Source organism: Pseudomonas sp. FDAARGOS_761 (assembly GCF_013343155.1).
GTDB classification, from domain to species: Bacteria; Pseudomonadota; Gammaproteobacteria; order Pseudomonadales; family Pseudomonadaceae; genus Pseudomonas; species Pseudomonas aeruginosa.
Genome location: NZ_CP054572.1, coordinates 6,007,917 through 6,026,616, shown reverse-complemented (window position 1 = coordinate 6,026,616; position 18,700 = coordinate 6,007,917). Strand labels below are relative to the sequence as shown.

The 18,700-nt window shown below is 64.6% G+C and carries 19 protein-coding genes; 12 read left to right on the top strand and 7 right to left on the bottom strand.

The genetic code is table 11. The annotated features are described in order from the left end of the window. Window positions 1-300: 300 nt before the first annotated feature. The 5 genes from arcD to fabY all read left to right on the top strand — a co-directional run bounded on the left by arcD (window position 301) and on the right by fabY (window position 7,463). Entirely contained in the window at window positions 301-1,749 is a 1,449-nt protein-coding gene (arcD, locus tag FOC67_RS28070; RefSeq protein WP_009314462.1) for an arginine-ornithine antiporter, read from the top strand. Between the two features lie 21 nt (window positions 1,750-1,770). Continuing rightward, a complete protein-coding gene (arcA, locus tag FOC67_RS28065; RefSeq protein ID WP_003111744.1) occupies window positions 1,771-3,027 on the top strand; it encodes an arginine deiminase in 1,257 nt (418 codons plus the stop codon). Between the two features lie 79 nt (window positions 3,028-3,106). After that, window positions 3,107-4,117 carry an ornithine carbamoyltransferase gene (locus FOC67_RS28060; RefSeq protein WP_003096197.1) on the top strand — a complete coding sequence of 337 codons (1,011 nt, stop codon included), beginning with the start codon at window positions 3,107-3,109 and terminating at the stop codon, window positions 4,115-4,117. 60 nt (window positions 4,118-4,177) lie between these two features. Continuing rightward, window positions 4,178-5,110: a carbamate kinase gene (gene arcC, locus FOC67_RS28055; RefSeq protein ID WP_003096199.1), complete on the top strand. Its 933-nt coding sequence runs from the start codon at window positions 4,178-4,180 to the stop codon at window positions 5,108-5,110. Window positions 5,111-5,558: 448 nt separating this feature from the next. Next, window positions 5,559-7,463: a beta-ketoacyl-ACP synthase FabY gene (gene fabY / locus FOC67_RS28050; protein ID WP_009314463.1), complete on the top strand. Its 1,905-nt coding sequence runs from the start codon at window positions 5,559-5,561 to the stop codon at window positions 7,461-7,463. A gap of 26 nt (window positions 7,464-7,489) precedes the next feature. Here the strand turns inward: fabY and FOC67_RS28045 are convergent, their stop codons facing one another. From FOC67_RS28045 to nudE, 4 genes are all read right to left on the bottom strand, one after another. Beyond that, entirely contained in the window at window positions 7,490-7,741 is a 252-nt protein-coding gene (locus FOC67_RS28045; protein WP_223193920.1) for a hypothetical protein, read from the bottom strand. A gap of 59 nt (window positions 7,742-7,800) precedes the next feature. Further along, a complete protein-coding gene (locus FOC67_RS28040; RefSeq protein WP_009314464.1) occupies window positions 7,801-8,502 on the bottom strand; it encodes a hypothetical protein in 702 nt (233 codons plus the stop codon). Window positions 8,503-8,887: 385 nt separating this feature from the next. Then, window positions 8,888-9,709 carry a 3'(2'),5'-bisphosphate nucleotidase CysQ gene (gene cysQ, locus FOC67_RS28035; protein ID WP_009314465.1) on the bottom strand — a complete coding sequence of 274 codons (822 nt, stop codon included), beginning with the start codon at window positions 9,707-9,709 and terminating at the stop codon, window positions 8,888-8,890. Beyond that, complete coding sequence (gene nudE, locus FOC67_RS28030; protein ID WP_003096206.1) at window positions 9,706-10,272, bottom strand: ADP compounds hydrolase NudE; 567 nt, start codon at window positions 10,270-10,272, stop codon at window positions 9,706-9,708. The genes cysQ and nudE overlap by 4 nt, the downstream gene beginning before the upstream one ends. Before the next feature lie 125 nt (window positions 10,273-10,397). Here nudE and yrfG point away from each other — a divergent pair, with 125 nt between their 5' ends. Then, window positions 10,398-11,063: a GMP/IMP nucleotidase gene (gene yrfG / locus FOC67_RS28025; protein WP_003135990.1), complete on the top strand. Its 666-nt coding sequence runs from the start codon at window positions 10,398-10,400 to the stop codon at window positions 11,061-11,063. 51 nt (window positions 11,064-11,114) lie between these two features. Here the strand turns inward: yrfG and lysM are convergent, their stop codons facing one another. Continuing rightward, a complete protein-coding gene (gene lysM / locus FOC67_RS28020; protein WP_003096210.1) occupies window positions 11,115-11,552 on the bottom strand; it encodes a peptidoglycan-binding protein LysM in 438 nt (145 codons plus the stop codon). A 173-nt stretch (window positions 11,553-11,725) separates the two neighbouring features. Here lysM and FOC67_RS28015 point away from each other — a divergent pair, with 173 nt between their 5' ends. From FOC67_RS28015 to FOC67_RS27995, 5 genes are all read left to right on the top strand, one after another. Next, the gene (locus FOC67_RS28015; protein WP_003096212.1) at window positions 11,726-12,646 is read left to right on the top strand and encodes a LysR family transcriptional regulator; all 921 of its coding nucleotides are present in this window, start codon (window positions 11,726-11,728) and stop codon (window positions 12,644-12,646) included. A gap of 58 nt (window positions 12,647-12,704) precedes the next feature. Continuing rightward, the gene (gene fdhD, locus FOC67_RS28010; RefSeq protein ID WP_003135991.1) at window positions 12,705-13,544 is read left to right on the top strand and encodes a formate dehydrogenase accessory sulfurtransferase FdhD; all 840 of its coding nucleotides are present in this window, start codon (window positions 12,705-12,707) and stop codon (window positions 13,542-13,544) included. Between the two features lie 7 nt (window positions 13,545-13,551). Next, entirely contained in the window at window positions 13,552-15,873 is a 2,322-nt protein-coding gene (locus FOC67_RS28005; protein ID WP_009314466.1) for an FdhF/YdeP family oxidoreductase, read from the top strand. A gap of 309 nt (window positions 15,874-16,182) precedes the next feature. Continuing rightward, on the top strand, window positions 16,183-16,698 hold the full coding sequence (locus tag FOC67_RS28000; protein WP_003096217.1) for a hypothetical protein: 516 nt from the start codon (window positions 16,183-16,185) through the stop codon (window positions 16,696-16,698). A gap of 97 nt (window positions 16,699-16,795) precedes the next feature. Continuing rightward, on the top strand, window positions 16,796-17,203 hold the full coding sequence (locus tag FOC67_RS27995) for a glycine zipper domain-containing protein (RefSeq protein WP_003109974.1): 408 nt from the start codon (window positions 16,796-16,798) through the stop codon (window positions 17,201-17,203). Between the two features lie 68 nt (window positions 17,204-17,271). Here FOC67_RS27995 and FOC67_RS27990 read toward each other — a convergent pair whose 3' ends face one another. Next, window positions 17,272-17,487, bottom strand: coding sequence for a carbon storage regulator (locus FOC67_RS27990; RefSeq protein WP_009314467.1), 216 nt, complete (start codon window positions 17,485-17,487; stop codon window positions 17,272-17,274). A gap of 223 nt (window positions 17,488-17,710) precedes the next feature. On the opposite strand from FOC67_RS27990, the gene FOC67_RS27985 reads away from it, so the two are divergent. Further along, the gene (locus FOC67_RS27985) at window positions 17,711-18,268 is read left to right on the top strand and encodes a chorismate mutase (protein WP_003118024.1); all 558 of its coding nucleotides are present in this window, start codon (window positions 17,711-17,713) and stop codon (window positions 18,266-18,268) included. On the opposite strand, the gene FOC67_RS27980 is transcribed toward FOC67_RS27985, so the two are convergent. Beyond that, window positions 18,250-18,693, bottom strand: a complete 444-nt coding sequence (locus FOC67_RS27980) for a thioesterase family protein (protein WP_003096230.1) — start codon at window positions 18,691-18,693, stop codon at window positions 18,250-18,252. The two genes, FOC67_RS27985 and FOC67_RS27980, sit on opposite strands and share 19 nt — an antisense overlap. Between the last annotated feature and the right edge of the window lie 7 nt (window positions 18,694-18,700).

The window sequence follows — 18,700 nt, the reverse complement described above, 5'->3', positions numbered from 1 at the left end:
ACCGTCTCGCGAAATTCATTGATCGGCATCAACGATCCGGCTTTATCCGCGGCTTATAGCCCGATTTCGAGCAATTTCAAGCTTTCCCCGTAGCGGATGGCAAGACTTCCCCTATCACATGAAAAAACCGCCCTATTGCGGGCAGGTCTTAGATTCCTCTTCTATCTTTGGCACTCGCGACTTACAGGAATGCGTCATCTAATTACTTTGAGTAGGAAGCTATTGACGTGGATCAGCATTCAACAATAGCCGCTGCCGCCTAATGGCTTCACTCTCAATTCCTATAGGGAGATTCCGAAAATGTCCCAAGAATCCAGCCAAAAACTCCGACTAGGAGCGCTAACGGCTCTGGTTGTCGGCTCGATGATCGGAGGGGGCATCTTCTCCCTTCCGCAAAACATGGCAGCCAGCGCCGACGTCGGCGCCGTCCTGATCGGATGGGCGATCACCGCCGTCGGCATGCTCACCCTCGCTTTCGTCTTCCAGACCCTCGCCAACCGCAAGCCCGAACTCGACGGCGGCGTGTACGCCTACGCCAAGGCCGGCTTCGGCGACTACATGGGTTTCTCCTCGGCCTGGGGCTACTGGATCAGCGCCTGGCTGGGCAACGTCGGCTACTTCGTCCTGTTGTTCAGCACCCTCGGCTACTTCTTCCCGATCTTCGGCAAGGGCGACACCGTCGCCGCGATCGTCTGCGCCTCGGTCCTGCTCTGGGCCCTGCATTTCCTGGTGCTGCGCGGGATCAAGGAGGCGGCGTTCATCAACACCGTCACCACCGTGGCCAAGATCGTGCCGCTGTTCCTGTTCATCCTGATCTGCCTGTTCGCCTTCAAGCTGGACATCTTCACCGCCGACATCTGGGGCAAGAGCAACCCGGACCTGGGCAGCGTGATGAACCAGGTGCGCAACATGATGCTGGTCACCGTCTGGGTGTTCATCGGCATCGAGGGCGCGAGCATCTTCTCCTCCCGCGCGGAAAAACGTTCCGACGTCGGCAAGGCCACCGTGATCGGCTTCATCACCGTCCTGCTCCTGCTGGTGCTGGTCAACGTGCTGTCCATGGGCGTGATGACCCAGCCGGAACTGGCCAAGCTGCAGAACCCGTCGATGGCGCTGGTACTCGAGCATGTGGTCGGCCACTGGGGCGCCGTGCTGATCAGCGTCGGCCTGCTGATCTCGCTGCTGGGCGCGCTGCTCTCCTGGGTGCTGCTGTGCGCCGAGATCATGTTCGCCGCTGCCAAGGACCACACCATGCCGGAGTTCCTGCGCCGCGAGAACGCCAACCAGGTGCCGGCCAACGCCCTGTGGCTGACCAACATCTGCGTACAGGTGTTCCTGGTGGTGGTGTTCTTCACCTCGGGCGACCCGGACGGCATGGACCCGTACACCAAGATGCTGCTCCTGGCAACCTCGATGATCCTGATCCCGTACTTCTGGTCCGCCGCCTATGGCCTGCTGCTGACCCTGAAGGGCGAGACCTACGAGAACGATGCCCGCGAACGCAGCAAGGACCTGGTCATCGCCGGCATCGCTGTGGTCTACGCGGTCTGGCTGCTCTACGCCGGTGGCCTGAAGTACCTGCTGCTGTCCGCCCTGCTGTATGCGCCCGGCGCGATCCTCTTCGCCAAGGCCAAGCACGAGGTCGGCCAGCCGATCTTCACCGGAATCGAAAAACTGATCTTCGCCGCAGTCGTCATTGGCGCCCTGGTGGGTGCCTACGGCCTCTACGACGGTTTCCTCACCCTCTGATTACTCCACTGGAGACGTGAAATGAGCACGGAAAAAACCAAACTTGGCGTCCACTCCGAAGCCGGCAAACTGCGCAAAGTGATGGTCTGCTCGCCCGGACTCGCCCACCAGCGCCTGACCCCTAGCAACTGCGACGAGTTGCTGTTCGACGACGTGATCTGGGTGAACCAGGCCAAGCGCGACCACTTCGACTTCGTCACCAAGATGCGCGAGCGCGGCATCGACGTCCTCGAGATGCACAACCTGCTGACCGAGACCATCCAGAACCCGGAAGCGCTGAAGTGGATCCTCGATCGCAAGATCACCGCCGACAGCGTCGGCCTGGGCCTGACCAGCGAGCTGCGCTCCTGGCTGGAGAGCCTGGAGCCGCGCAAGCTGGCCGAGTACCTGATCGGCGGCGTCGCCGCTGACGACCTGCCCGCCAGCGAAGGCGCCAACATCCTCAAGATGTACCGCGAGTACCTGGGCCATTCCAGCTTCCTGCTGCCGCCGTTGCCGAACACCCAGTTCACCCGCGACACCACTTGCTGGATCTACGGCGGCGTGACCCTGAACCCGATGTACTGGCCGGCGCGACGACAGGAAACCCTGCTGACCACCGCCATCTACAAGTTCCACCCCGAGTTCGCCAACGCCGAGTTCGAGATCTGGTACGGCGACCCGGACAAGGACCACGGCTCCTCGACCCTGGAAGGCGGCGACGTGATGCCGATCGGCAACGGCGTGGTCCTGATCGGCATGGGCGAGCGCTCCTCGCGCCAGGCCATCGGTCAGGTCGCCCAGTCGCTGTTCGCCAAGGGCGCCGCCGAGCGGGTGATCGTCGCCGGCCTGCCGAAGTCCCGCGCCGCGATGCACCTGGACACCGTGTTCAGCTTCTGCGACCGCGACCTGGTCACGGTCTTCCCGGAAGTGGTCAAGGAAATCGTGCCCTTCAGCCTGCGCCCCGATCCGAGCAGCCCCTACGGCATGAACATCCGCCGCGAGGAGAAAACCTTCCTCGAAGTGGTCGCCGAATCCCTCGGCCTGAAGAAACTGCGCGTGGTCGAGACCGGCGGCAACAGCTTCGCCGCCGAGCGCGAGCAATGGGACGACGGTAACAACGTGGTCTGCCTGGAGCCGGGCGTGGTGGTCGGCTACGACCGCAACACCTACACCAACACCCTGCTGCGCAAGGCCGGCGTCGAGGTCATCACCATCAGCGCCAGCGAACTGGGTCGCGGTCGCGGCGGCGGCCACTGCATGACCTGCCCGATCGTCCGCGACCCGATCGACTACTGACAGACAACCCTCTCTCGAGCTGAACGGCGGCGTCCCCAGGAGGGGCGCCGCCCACCGACTTCCCACAAGGAGATCAATCATGGCTTTCAACATGCACAACCGTAACCTGCTCAGCCTGATGCACCACAGCACCCGCGAGCTGCGTTACCTGCTCGACCTGTCCCGCGACCTCAAGCGCGCCAAGTACACCGGCACCGAGCAGCAGCACCTGCAACGCAAGAACATCGCCCTGATCTTCGAGAAGACCTCCACCCGCACCCGCTGCGCCTTCGAGGTGGCCGCCTACGACCAGGGCGCCAACGTCACCTACATCGACCCGAACTCCTCGCAGATCGGCCACAAGGAGAGCATGAAGGACACCGCGCGGGTCCTCGGCCGGATGTACGACGCCATCGAGTACCGCGGCTTCAAGCAGGAAATCGTCGAGGAACTCGCGAAGTTCGCCGGCGTTCCGGTGTTCAACGGCCTGACCGACGAATACCACCCGACCCAGATGCTCGCCGACGTGCTGACCATGCGCGAGCATAGCGACAAGCCGCTGCACGACATCAGCTACGCCTACCTGGGCGACGCGCGCAACAACATGGGCAACTCCCTGCTGCTGATCGGCGCCAAGCTCGGCATGGACGTACGCATCGCCGCACCGAAGGCGCTCTGGCCGCACGACGAGTTCGTCGCCCAGTGCAAGAAATTCGCCGAGGAAAGCGGCGCCAAGCTGACCCTCACCGAGGATCCGAAGGAAGCCGTGAAGGGCGTGGACTTCGTCCACACCGACGTCTGGGTGTCGATGGGCGAGCCGGTGGAAGCCTGGGGCGAGCGGATCAAGGAACTGCTGCCCTACCAGGTCAACATGGAGATCATGAAGGCCACCGGCAACCCGCGGGCCAAGTTCATGCACTGCCTGCCGGCGTTCCACAACAGCGAGACCAAGGTCGGCAAGCAGATCGCCGAGCAGTATCCGAACCTGGCCAACGGCATCGAGGTGACCGAGGACGTCTTCGAGTCGCCCTACAACATCGCCTTCGAGCAGGCCGAGAACCGCATGCACACCATCAAGGCGATCCTCGTCTCGACCCTCGCCGACATCTGACCGCGCTCCTGCGCCCCGGCCCACGCGGCCGGGCGCAGCCGCCTTCCGGAGGTAACCTATATGCGTATCGTCGTCGCATTGGGCGGTAATGCCCTGCTACGCCGTGGCGAACCCATGACCGCGGACAACCAGCGGGAAAACGTGCGGATCGCCGCCGAACAGATCGCCAAGGTGGCGCCCGGCAACGAGCTGGTGATCGCCCACGGCAACGGCCCCCAGGTCGGCCTGCTGGCCCTCCAGGGGGCCGCCTACGACCAGGTCTCGCCCTACCCGCTGGACGTCCTCGGCGCGGAAACCGAGGGCATGATCGGCTACATGATCGAACAGGAGATGGGCAACCTGCTGCCGTTCGAAGTGCCGTTCGCCACCATCCTCACCCAGGTCGAGGTGGACGGTAAGGATCCGGCGTTCCAGAACCCGACCAAGCCGATCGGCCCGGTCTACTCCAGGGAAGAAGCCGAGCGCCTGGCCGCCGAGAAGGGCTGGAGCATCGCCCCGGACGGCGACAAGTTCCGCCGCGTGGTGCCCAGCCCGCGGCCGAAGCGGATCTTCGAGATCCGCCCGGTGAAGTGGCTGCTGGAGAAAGGCACCATCGTCATCTGCGCTGGCGGCGGCGGTATCCCGACCATGTACGACGAGGCCGGGAAGAAGCTCAGCGGCGTCGAGGCGGTGATCGACAAGGACCTCTGCTCCTCGCTGCTGGCCCAGGAGCTGGTGGCCGACATCCTGATCATCGCCACCGACGTCGACGCGGCCTACGTCGACTGGGGCAAGCCGACCCAGAAGGCCATCGCCCAGGCCCACCCGGACGAACTGGAGCGCCTCGGCTTCGCCGCCGGCTCCATGGGACCGAAGGTCCAGGCCGCCATCGAGTTCGCCCGCGCCACCGGCAAGGACGCGGTGATCGGTTCGCTCGCGGACATCGTCGCGATCACCGAGGGCAAGGCGGGAACGCGAGTCAGCACGCGCAAGGCGGGCATCGAGTACCGCTGATGCCCCCCAGGGCCGCTTCGCGGCCCTTCTTCATTCTCCTCCGCCGGCATCGGGCGTAGGGCGGATAGCGCCACGCGTCATCCGCCGCCTCCGCGGACGCCCCGGCGCCGCGCCTCTGCGCGCGGACTTTCAAGCAAGTCCCGCAACACTCGCCCACGCCCCACCTCCGCCAACAGCCCGCCCATGGGCGTCAATCCCCCCAAGGCAGACCGCCAGCACTTGTGGAAAGCCCACGCAACGCGGTATTCAGTAGGAAAATACGTGACTCGATAGTCATGATTCACGTCAGCATAGTCACCCTGATCATTTCAACGGCCACTGGCTCGTGCCCGGGTCCGTGAAGCTCGCCTCGCCGACGGGAAAGGCCGCCATCGCCGCCACGCGCTTCCCGCTCCGGACCAGGCAGCAGCCCGGCACGCGAACGACTATTCGAAGGAGTTTCTGAGTGATGTCTCGACTACCGGTCATTGTTGGTTTCGGTGGCTACAACGCAGCAGGCCGTAGTTCCTTCCACCACGGCTTCCGTCGCATGGTCATCGAATCGATGGACCCGCAGGCGCGCCAGGAAACCCTAGCCGGCCTGGCGGTCATGATGAAACTGGTCAAGGCCGAAGGCGGCCGCTACCTGGCCGAAGACGGCACGCCGCTGTCCCCGGAGGACATCGAGCGGCGCTACGCCGAACGCATCTTCGCCTCTACCCTGGTGCGGCGCATCGAACCGCAGTACCTCGACCCGGATGCCGTCCACTGGCACAAGGTCCTCGAGCTGTCCCCTGCCGAAGGCCAGACGCTGACCTTCAAGGCCTCGCCCAAGCAACTGCCCGAGCCGCTGCCGGCCAACTGGTCGATCGCTCCCGCGGAGGACGGCGAGGTACTGGTGAGCATCCACGAGCGCTGCGAGTTCAAGGTCGACAGCTACCGTGCGCTGACGGTGAAGTCCGCTGGCCAGCTGCCCACCGGTTTCGAACCGGGCGAGCTGTACAACTCGCGCTTCCACCCGCGCGGCCTGCAGATGTCGGTGGTCGCCGCGACCGACGCGATCCGCTCCACCGGCATCGACTGGAAGACCATCGTCGACAACGTCCAGCCCGACGAGATCGCGGTATTCTCCGGCAGCATCATGAGCCAGCTCGACGACAACGGTTTCGGCGGCCTGATGCAATCCCGCCTGAAGGGCCACCGGGTCTCGGCCAAGCAACTGCCGCTGGGCTTCAACAGCATGCCCACCGATTTCATCAATGCCTACGTGCTCGGCAGCGTCGGCATGACCGGCAGCATCACAGGCGCCTGCGCCACCTTCCTCTACAACCTGCAGAAGGGTATCGACGTCATCACCAGCGGCCAGGCCCGGGTGGTCATCGTCGGCAACAGCGAGGCGCCGATCCTGCCGGAGTGCATCGAGGGCTACAGCGCCATGGGCGCACTGGCCACCGAAGAAGGCCTGCGCCTGATCGAAGGCCGCGATGACGTGGACTTCCGCCGCGCCAGCCGGCCGTTCGGCGAGAACTGCGGCTTCACCCTGGCCGAGTCCAGCCAATACGTAGTGCTGATGGACGACGAACTGGCCCTGCGCCTGGGCGCGGATATCCACGGCGCGGTAACCGACGTGTTCATCAACGCCGACGGTTTCAAGAAGTCCATCTCCGCCCCCGGCCCGGGCAACTACCTGACGGTAGCCAAGGCGGTGGCCAGCGCGGTGCAGATCGTCGGCCTGGACACCGTGCGCCACGCCAGCTTCGTCCACGCCCACGGCTCCAGCACGCCGGCCAACCGGGTCACCGAATCGGAAATCCTCGACCGCGTGGCCAGCGCCTTCGGCATCGACGGCTGGCCGGTCACCGCGGTGAAGGCCTACGTCGGCCACTCCCTGGCCACCGCCAGCGCCGACCAGCTGATCTCCGCCCTGGGCACGTTCAAGTACGGCATCCTCCCTGGGATCAAGACCATCGACAAGGTCGCCGACGACGTCCACCAGCAGCGCCTGAGCATCTCCAATCGCGACATGCGCCAGGACAAGCCGCTGGAGGTGTGCTTCATCAACTCCAAGGGCTTCGGCGGCAACAACGCCAGCGGCGTGGTGCTGTCGCCGCGAATCGCCGAGAAGATGCTGCGCAAGCGCCATGGCGAAGCGGCCTTCGCCGCCTACGTCGAGAAGCGCGAGCAGACCCGCGCCGCCGCCCGCGCCTACGACCAGCGCGCGCTGCAGGGCGACCTGGAGATCATCTACAACTTCGGCCAGGACCTGATCGACGAGCACGCCATCGAGGTCAGCGCCGAACAGGTGACGGTGCCCGGCTTCAGCCAGCCGCTGGTATACAAGAAGGACGCGCGTTTCAGCGACATGCTCGACTGAGCGCCGCCACAACGGAAAAGGCCCGGCTAGAAGACCGGGCCTTTTCGTTTCAGTGCAGCGCGCGCCAGTTGGATCAGCTCGCTGCGCCACTCGGCGAGCCTATCTGGATGCGCTGGATCAGGTGATGGCCAGTTCCAGCGTTTCACCGACAGCCGCTGGAAGTTCACGGGTACGATGCCGATCTGGACTTCCAGCGTCCCATGGATGAACAAACAGCGACGAGGTTCCTGACGGAGCTGAAAAAGCACGGATCGGCCAATTTTGACATCAAGTTCCACGGTGAAGCTCCATTGAGTTATCAGGCACTGGATATCCGTTCTAATAGCCCTCGAAACACCTATTTATTGACAGGTGTTTTCTCATCGCTGGAGGAAAGTACATAGTAAAAAAATACGAACCCCAGCCATAGGGGAAGCATTGCCTCATAATCCCCACTGAAAAAAGAGCAGGCAAATCCTACCAGCCAAACCGCAAGAAGAATTCCACTCAACACCTGTGTGGTCTTACTGCGAAATATCAGTCCTCCAGAGGTTCTCCGCCAACCTAGAATCAGCAACGGCAGGAGCATAAAACAGACGGCAAAGGCGACCGCGCAAGAGATAAACCAAGAAACTACTATATTGTCCCTCCACGTTGGATACAGCATTCTATCCAGACTCAAAGAGGTTGCTAAAACTTCTGAAAGCACAATGGAAGCTGGAGTCGCCAAATAGAGAAAAACCAAAAGCACACGACTTCTTCTCACGACTACCGGCGATGGCAGGAAGAATATAGCGAGCGCCAAAATAAGCGCACAAATCGAATACCGCTCCAGATAGATCTTATCGGTAAGCTGCCGGAGCAACTCGCCTTGAAATTTCTCTTCAGCGGTCAGTCTTGAAGCATAGTCATTCATATTCTCAGGATAGATATCTGCCAACACCTCATAACTTTTTAAAACATCCATGCCCAACGAAGCTGAGAATAGATAAATCGATACGCTCGCCATCACAGCCGCAGCTAAAACACGAAAACGATAGATCGATGGATATGTTGGCATAGTGCCCTCCCGCAAACGCGAGAACTCTACGCTCTACATGCTCTCCCCGTGTGCGATTACGATGGAGTTTTCATGGAGCCCATGATCCTCCCCAGGCTTCGGAAAAAATCACACAGGAACTTACTCAGGCGCCACCCCTATCGGCACCGGCCGACAGCTCAACGAAAAGCCCCGCTCATGCGGTCATGCCGTTCACCAAAGTGAATATTTGGTGAGCCACTGCCGAATCCCGCTGTCAGTCATCTGCTGCGGGCTATTTGCATGTTTTCTGTCAGCCCGAGCGGGCAAAACATCGTAATCTCCCATAGAGACCAGAAAACAGATCAGAAAAACGCCGCGCCCCAATTGGGGCGAACAGCATTAGGGTTCGACCAGCTCTTTCGTTTCAGTGCAGCGCGCGCGCCAGTTGGATCAGCTCGCTGCGCCACTCGGCGGCGCGCGGCAGGGCCAGGAAGGAGCCGTTGAGGTAGTCCTCGCGCGGCTCGTAGGTGAATGGCGCGCCATGCAGATCGAGCACCTCGCCGCCGGCGCCTTCCAGCACACCCTGGGCGGCGGCCGTGTCCCATTGCGAGGTTGGCGTCAGGCGCGGATAGCAGTCGGCAGCGCCCTCGGCCAGCAGGCAGAACTTCAGCGAACTGCCGATGCTGGCTCGCCGCAGGTCGCCGAAGCGCTCGCTCAAGCCATCCAGCAGGCGCTCCTGGGCCGGGCTGCCGTGGCGCTTGCTGGCCACCACGGTGAAGGCCTCCTCGGGCTCCAGGCGCACACTGATCGGTTGCGCGCCGCCATCGGCCTCCTCGCGCCAGGCACCGAGACCGGCGCCACCGTAGTAGCAGCGGCCGCTCACCGGCACGCCGACCAGGCCGAACAGCACCCGGCCATCCTCGACCAGGGCCACGTTGACGGTGAACTCCTCGCTACCGGAGATGAACTCCTTGGTGCCGTCCAGCGGGTCCACCAGCCACCAGCGCCGCCAGTGGCCGCGCTCGCTCAGCGGTATCTCGCAATCCTCTTCGGAAAGCACCGGAATGTCCGGCGCCAGCGCCCGCAATCCCGCCTCCAATATATGGTGCGCGGCCAGGTCGGCGGCAGTCACCGGCGATTCGTCGGCCTTCGAGCGCACCGCCACGTCGGCGCGCCAGTGCGGCAGGATCGCCTCGCCGGCGCGCCGCACCAGCGCCACCAATTCGCCCCAAGGCACCGGCCTCATGCCTGGTACTCGCCGCGCTGGGTGAGCAGGTCGCGCACCAGGTACAGCGCGGCCAGGGCGCGGCCTTCGCTGAACTGGGCGTGCTGGGCCAGGCTCGAGAGTTCGCGCAGGCTGATGCGATCGACGCCCATCGGCTCCGGCTCGTCGCCCGGCAGGCGCTCCTCGTAGAGATCGCGCGCCAGCACCACCTGGATGCGCTGGCTCATGTAGCCCGGCGACAGCGACAGTTCGGTGATGTGCTCCAGTTGCCGGGCCCCGTAGCCCGCTTCCTCCTTGAGTTCGCGGTTGGCCGCCGCGAGGATGTCCTCGCCCGGCTCGACCAGGCCCTTGGGCAGCGACAACTGGTATTCGTCGACCCCGGCGCAATATTCCTCCACCAGCACCGCGTGCTCGGCATCGAGCATGGCCACCACCATCACCGCACCGTAGCCCTGGCCCTTGCCGACCAGACGCTCGTAGGTGCGCTCGACGCCATTGCTGAAGCGCAGTTGCAACTCCTCGACAGCGAACAGTCGGCTCTTCGCGACGATCTCGCTGGCGAGTACGGTGGGTTTCTGACGCATGTGGATAACTCCTTGGCGAAGCCGGCGGGTTATCATACCCCGGCTTTTCCGATTATCCCTGTCGGAGATTGATGGGAAGCGACAGATTTCCGCATCGATCGCGACGAACCGCGACAAGAGCCGCCATGCCCACCCTGCCCTGGTCCGCCATCGACACCGTGCTGCTCGACATGGACGGCACCCTGCTCGACCTGCACTTCGACAACCACTTCTGGCTGGAACACCTGCCCCAGCGCTATGCCGAACGCAACGGCCTGAGTCGCGCCGAAGCCGATGCCGTGCTCGAGCCGCTGTTCCGCGAACACGCTGGCCAGCTCAACTGGTACTGCCTGGATTTCTGGAGCCGGGAATTGGACCTGTCGATCCGCGAACTCAAGCACGAGGTGGCGCACCTGATCTCGCTGCGTCCGCACGCCGATACCTTCCTCGCCGCCCTGCGCCAGGCCGGCAAGCGCGTGGCGCTGATCACCAACGCGCACCGCGACTCGCTGTCGCTGAAGCTGGAACGGATCGAACTGGCGCCCTATTTCGACCGACTGATCAGCTCCCACGACTACGGCTACCCGAAGGAGGACGCGCGCTTCTGGAGCGCCCTGCAAGCCGATTTCGGCTTCGACCCGCAGCGCAGCCTGTTCATCGACGACAGCCTGCCGATCCTGCGCAGCGCCCGCGCCTATGGTGTCGCCCACCTGTTGGCGGTACGCCACCCGGACAGCCGTGGCCAGGTCCGGGACACCGAGGAGTTCGCTGCCCAGGAGGACTACCGGCGGCTGCTCGAAGGACTGCCGTAGCCGCGGAAACGAAAACCCCGCCACGCGGGCGGGGTTGGCGAAACGCCGGGATCACTCGGGAATGCGCAGGACCTGGCCGGGGTAGATCTTGTCCGGATGGCTGAGCATCGGCTTGTTGGCCTCGAAGATCTTCATGTAGGCGTTGGCATTGCCGTATTCGGCCTTGGCGATGGCGCTCAGGGTGTCGCCTTTCTTCACGGTGACGAAGCGCGCCTCCGGAGCGGCCTGGGCCACGGTGATCTTGTCTTCCACCGAGGAGACGCCGGCGACGTTGCCCAGCGCCAGCAGGATCTTCTCTTTCTCCTCCTGGCTGGCCACCTCGCCCGAGGCGATGACCTTGTCGCCTTCCACCGAAACCTGGATGTTCGGGTTGCCCAGGCCGACCTTGGCGACGTGCTCCTTCAGCGACTCGGCCGCCTGTGCCTCATGCCCCGTCAGCGTATCCCACAGCTTTTCACCGGCTTCCTTCACGAACGCGAAAATACCCATCTTTGGTTCTCCCTTTACGGTTACGGTTGCAAGCGGCCGGCGCAATCCCGATCCGCGACTAGCCAAGTCTAGACTGCAAAAACCGGCGAAATATCCCTAGCCTCCTTCGCCACCCCATAACACTGCGCCCATTCGCGTTAAGATTCGGCGACACCCCCGCCACGGAAGCGCCGATGGACATCAAGCAACTGAAATTCCTCTGCGCCCTCGACGAAACCCGCCACTTCGGCCAGGCCGCCGCACGCTGCCACGTCACCCAGCCGACCCTGTCCATGCGCCTGCGCAGCCTGGAAGAAGAACTCGGCCTGGAACTGGTGCGACGCAGCCAACGCTTCGAAGGCTTCACCGAGGCCGGCGAGCGCGTACTGGCCTGGGCACGCAGCCTGCTGGCGGCCCAGGAAGGGCTGTACGCGGAAGCCGCCGCCTGCCGCGGCCAACTGGTCGGGACCCTGCGCCTGGGCGTGGTGCCGCTGGCCAGCTTCGACCCGATGCGCCTGGTCCAGCACATGGCCGGGCGCCACCCGGAGTTGCGTTTCCAGCTCTATTCCCTGAGTTCGGAACAGGTACTCGAAGGCCTGGCGCGCAACCAGTTCGATCTCGGCGTCTCTTATCTGGACCGTCTGGACCGCAGCCATTTCGAGGGCATCGAACTGGCGGAGACCCGCATGGGCCTGCTCCATCATCCCAGCCATTTCCCGCTCGACGCCGCGCTGCTGAACTGGGATGCGCTGGCTGGCCTGCCGCTGGGCCTGCTCTCGGCGGGCATGCACTTCCGCCAATCCATCGACCACAACTTCCGCAGCCGCGGGCTGAGCCCCATCGCGCGCCTGGAAACCGACTCGGTGCAGCAACTGCTGCAGGCGGTGCAGCGTGGCTTGTGCTGCGCGATCATGCCGTTGGGCAGCGAAGTCGACGACGAGTTGCGCCTGGTCCCCATCGAGGACGCCCATACCCTGGCAGCGCTCGGCCTGATCATTCGCAGCGGACAGCCGCGCTCGGCGCTGGCCGAAGCCTGCTTCGAGGAGGCCCGGACCTGGCTGGCGCCCGCCGGCTTGATAGACCCTGTCGATCAGGGTATCGGCACAACCGATTAGACGCCGCTCCGCGACAGGCCTAGGCTGGCTCCACACCTAGAACGATAGGGCCCAGCCCATGCCTTGCCAGCCTGCATGCCCGGTATCCGCCGATACCTGGGCGCCTTCCGCCGTTCCCGACGTTTACCGCTACGCCGACCTGCACCTGCCGCAGCAGATCGGCCAGGCCTCCCTTGCCGCCGAGTGCGCCCTGGCGATCAGTTACAACGGACTGAACCAGGCGGTGATGATGGCCTCGCCCGAGGACATCGAGGATTTCGTCCGCGGCTTCAGCCTCAGCAGTGGCTTCGTACAGGCCATCGACGAAATCTATGAAATCCGCGTCAGCGGCCAGGGCGAATCCCTCCACGCCGAGGTCGAGATCAGCAGCCGCGCATTCTGGAACCTCAAGCGCCAGCGCCGGCAACTGGCCGGCACGTCAGGCTGCGGCCTGTGCGGCGTCGAAGCCCTGGAGCAGGCGCTGCCGCAACTGCCGGAGCGGTCGTCGCAGGCGCTGCCTCCCGCCGCCCATCTCGGCGCCCTGCGCCAGCGTATCGAGCAGGCCCAGCGACTGGCGCGCCATAGCGGCGCCCTGCATGCCGCGCTGTATTTCGACGGGCATGGCGAGCTGCGCCTGTGTCGCGAGGACATCGGCCGCCACAACGCCCTCGACAAGCTGATCGGCGCCCTGCATGGACAGGGACTGGACGCTGCGCAGGGCTTCGCCGTGGTCACCAGCCGCTGCAGCCTGGAGCTTATCCACAAGGCCGTACGCGCCGGGATCGGCACCCTGGTCAGCCTCTCCGCGCCAACCGCCCTGACCGTGCAATGGGCGCGCCGCCACCAGCTGAACCTGATCCACCAGCCCCATCACAGTGCCCCGCGGGTCTACAGCCCGGCGCCGGCCGCAACCGAGTGAGTCCGTCATGAGCCTGCAACCTCTCCAACCCCGCTACAAGCCCTACGCCGGTGCCGCCGCCGGCTGGGGCGCGCTGCGCAGCGTGGCGCACTTCTGGCTGGACAGCAAACAGCCGTTCAAGAACCTCCGCGCCCTGCTCAAGACCAACCAGAACGGCGGTTTCGACTGCCCCGGCTGCGCCTGGGGCGACTCGCCGGAAGACGGCCGGGTGAAGTTCTGCGAGAACGGTGCCAAGGCAGTCAACTGGGAAGCCACCAAGCGCCGCGTCGACACGGCGTTCTTCGCCCGCTACAGCGTCAGCGCCCTGCGCGAACAGAGCGACTACTGGCTGGAATACCAGGGCCGCCTCACCGGACCGATGCGCTACGACCCGCTCAGCGACCACTACCAGCCGATCACCTGGGACGCCGCCTTCGCCCTGGTCGCCGAGCACCTGCGCCGCCTGGATAGCCCCGACCAGGCGGAGTTCTATACCTCCGGGCGGGCCAGCAACGAGGCGGCCTACCTCTACCAGTTGTTCGTCCGCGCGTTCGGCACCAACAACTTCCCCGACTGCTCGAACATGTGCCACGAGGCCAGCGGCGTGGCACTGGGCCGCAGCGTCGGGGTCGGCAAGGGCAGCGTGACCTTCGACGACTTCGAACACGCCGACGCGATCTTCATCCTTGGGCAGAACCCCGGCACCAACCACCCGCGCATGCTCGAGCCGCTGCGCGAAGCAGTGAAGCGCGGCGCCCAGGTGGTCTGCTTCAACCCTCTCAAGGAGCGCGGCCTGGAGCGCTTCCAGCATCCGCAGAATGCGCTGGAAATGCTGACCAACGGGTCCTCGCCGCTGAACACCGCGTTCTTCCGTCCGGCACTGGGCGGCGACATGGCGGCGATCCGCGGGATCGCCAAGTTCCTCCTCGCCTGGGAGCGCGACGCCCAGGCCGAGGGCGGCGAGCCGGTATTCGACCACGCCTTCATCGCCGAGCACACCGACGGCCTCGAGGCCTACCTGGCCGAACTGGATGCCACCCCCTGGGAACACCTGGAGCGCCAGTCCGGGCTGAGCCTGGCGGAAATCGAACAGGCTGCGCGGATGTACCGGCGGGCGAACAGGGTCATCGTCTGCTGGGCGATGGGCATCACCCAACACCATCATTCGGTGGCGATCATCCAGGAAATCGTCAACCTGCAACTCCTGCGCGGCAACCTGGGCCGCCCGGGCGCCGGTCTCTGCCCGGTCCGCGGCCACAGCAACGTGCAGGGCGACCGCACCATGGGCATCAACGAGCGGCCGCCGGCGGCGCTGCTCGACGCACTGGAACGGCGCTTCGGCTTCGAAGTGCCACGCCACAACGGGCACAACGCCGTCGAGGCGATCGCCGCGATGCTCGCGGGCAAGTCGAAGGTCTTCATCGGCCTGGGCGGCAATTTCGCCCAGGCCACCCCGGACAGTCCGCGCACCCACGCCGCCCTGGCGTCATGCGACCTGACCGTGCACATCAGCACCAAGCTCAACCGCAGCCACCTGACCACCGGCCGCGACGCACTGATCCTGCCCTGCCTGGGGCGCACCGACATCGACCGCCAGGCCGAAGGCCCGCAGGCGGTCACGGTGGAAGACTCGTTCAGCATGATCCACGCGTCCTACGGACAACTGGAGCCCCTCTCGCAGCAGATGCGTTCGGAACCGGCGATCATCGCCGGCATCGCCAAGGCAACCCTGGGCAACCATCCGGTGGACTGGGACGCGCTGATCGCCAACTACGAGCGCATCCGCGAGCTGATCGCCGACACCATCCCCGGTTTCGCCGACTTCAACCGCCGCGTCCGGCATCCCGGCGGCTTCTACCTCGGCAACGCCGCCGGCGAACGACGCTGGAACACCGCCAGCGGCAAGGCCAACTTCGTCGCCAACCCGCTGCCCCGCGACCTGTTGCCGGCACAGGTACGCGACAGTGGCCTCGAACCCGACCTGATCCTGCAGACCCTGCGCTCCCATGACCAGTACAACACCACCATCTACGGCCTGGACGATCGCTATCGCGGAGTGAAGGGCCAGCGCGAAGTGGTATTCGCCAACGAGGCGGATATCCGCCGCCTGGGCTACCAGCCGGGCGACAAGGTCGACCTGGTCTCGCTGTGGAGCGATGGCATCGAACGCCGGGTACGCCGCTTCACCCTGCTCGCCTTCGACATCCCGGCCGGCCAGGCAGCCGCCTACTACCCGGAAACCAATCCCCTGGTGCCGCTGGAGAGCGTCGGCGTCGGCAGCCATACGCCGACTTCGAAGTTCATCGCGGTACGCCTGGAAAAGGCCACGGGCGACGGGCGCATTATCTGAAGCCCACGAAAAACGCCGCCTCCTGCAACAGGAGGCGGCGTCTTAAGGAAAAAGTCGATGAAAGGCCTTGAAGGCAGGCCGCTCGTCGGCGTTAGAATGGCCAGCATCCCGCCAGCAAAAATACCGATTTCGACCCTGAAATCGCGTTTCGCATTCGGTTTAAGACCGCCTCCGCCGAAGAAAGTTCCCCATAAAAAACAAGCACTTGGAATATTTCGAGTTTGTTCTACCAATCGTCGGCTGACGCTTGTCAGCGGTTTGGGCCAACCCCAGCATCGCAGCCGTCATCCCCACAGAGAGAAACTCTCTATGAAGTATTCCTCGATACTCCTGTTGTCCCTGAGTCTGGTCGGTGGTACCGCCTTCGCAGGCGACAACACCCGCGCGGCCATCGGCGGCGCCTTGGGCGGGGTGTTGGGTTCGGTCGTCGGCGATGCGGTCGGCGGCAGCACTGGCGCCGCGATCGGTAGCGGCATCGGTGGCGCTGCGGGCGGTGCAGTCGGCGCCGGACGCGGTAACAAGACCGAAGCGGCGATCGGAGGCGGCCTCGGTGCCGCAGGCGGCAACGTCATCGGCCGGCAGATCGGTGGCAGCACCGGTGGCCTGATCGGCGCGGCCCTCGGCGGCGCCGGCGGCGGCGCGCTGGGCAACCATTATGGCGACGGCAACCGCCGCTACGACGACGATGACGACTACCGCGACCGTCGCTACTACCGCCGCGCCGGCTATCGCGATGGCTATTACCGGCATGACAACGGCCATCACTATGGCCGGTACAAGAAGTGGAAGCGCCATAAGCATCATCGTCGCTACTACGACGACTGATTCCTCCGCTCCCCACGACGCAAAGGCCGGGCCTGATGGTCCGGCCTTTGTGCGAACGACCGTATTTCCCTCCTGATTCAACGATGAGGCACGCACGATGCGTAAATCTCTCCTGGTAATCGCGTTCGCCCTGCTGGGCGCACAAGCCGCGTTCGCCGGCGACTCCACCAAGACCGCCGTGGGCGGCGGCGTGGGCGGCGCCCTGGGCAACGTCGTGGGCAACGCCATCGGCGGTAGCACCGGTGCGGCCATAGGTGCCGGCCTAGGTGGCGCGGCCGGCGGCGCGATGACCGCCAAGGACGGGCGCAAGACCGAAGCAGCCCTGGGTGGCGGGCTAGGCGCAGCCGGCGGTTCGGTGATCGGCAACAAGCTGGGCGGCAGCACTGGCGCGACCATAGGTGCAGGCCTCGGCGGCGCAGCGGGTGGCGCAGTCGGTAACAACCTGGGCAAGGACAACGACAGCGGTCACCGCGGCAAGAAACACCGCAAGCACAAGCATCGTTGATCGGCATGCTTGCCGAAGCCGATGTGGAAAAGCCCCGCGACCGCGGGGCTTTTACTTTCTACCGTTCGTCAGCCTTTCGGTGCCGTCTTCAACTCGTCGCGAACGATCAGGACGCCACGCGGCGCCTCGATCCCGACCCGGGCCTGGTTGCCAATGATATCGGTGACCAGGATCCGGATGCCGCCTTCGCGCAATTGCTGAATCAGTTCCTCCGCCGGGTAGTCGGCCTTGAGGGACAGGGTGATGCCTTCGCCTTCTCGGCGGGAGAGTATCAGGAAACCCATGTTCCGCGTCCTTGCCAGTCATAGCAGGGGCAAACCGGCCCCTTTGGTGAATGAAATGGTGTGGAGGGATGGTCACAGAACATTGCTCCAGCGTCGAGACTGCAAACGTTCAATCAGAAATGTCCCATCCAGCGCTTCCTCATCGCCTCACGCCATGTCATGGATTGTCGCACCGGGCTCGCTTTGCTAGCGTGCCCGGCATCAATTCAATCGAGATTTCCAGATGCGCCCGTCGTTCGCCAGTTGGGGCCTGCTTGCCCTCCTGCTCCTGCAAGGCCCGCTGCTCCAGGCCCAGCCGCTGTCGCCGGCTCTCCAGCAACTGTTGAGCCTGAGCAGCCAGCGTTTGCAACTAGCCGATCAGGTAGCCCAGAGCAAGGCCCAGTCGGGCAAGGCGGTACAGGACAGCCCGCGGGAAGAACAACAGTTGCAGATGCTCGCCGGACAAGCCGGGAGCCACGGGGTCGGCGCCGAGCAGGTGCGCCTGCTGTTCGCCGCGCAGATCGAGGCGAACAAGCTGGTCCAGTACCGCCTGCTCAGCCGGCCGCTACCGGACGCTGGCCAGGCGGTCGACCTGGAGCGCATCCGCAGCCGCCTCAATCAGCTCAACCTGGAGCTGCTGCGCGGCTACGCCCCGGCGCTCGCCGAACTGCGCGTCGACGACTGCCGGCCGAGGCTCAACCAGGCGCTGCAACGGCAGGTACGCGACGATCGCCTGGACGAGCTGCACGCCATCGCCCTGTCACGGGCGGCGGGCGATCTCTGTCACTGGGCCGCGCTCTGAAGCGCGGCCAGCGCATCGCGTAGTCCCTGCGGAATGGCCACCGGGCGGCTGCTTCGGCGCTCCACGAAGACATGCACGAAACGCCCGGCCGCGCAGGCCTCCCGCTGCCCTTCGAGGAACAAGGCCAGTTCGTACTGCACCGAGCTGTTGCCCAGGCGCGCCACCCGCAGGCCCATCTCGATCCGCTGGGGGAAGGCCACCGGCGCGAAATAGTCGCAACTGGAACTGACCACCAGGCCGATCACTTCGCCGCCCTGGATATCCAGGCCGCCGCGCTCGATCAGGTAGGTATTCACCGCCGTGTCGAAGAACGCATAGTAGGTCACGTTGTTCACGTGTCCGTAGATGTCGTTGTCGTGCCAGCGCGTGGTGATCGGCTGGAAATGAAGGTACTGCTCGCGCAGCGGTCGCGGGGCGGTCGCCATGCCCGGT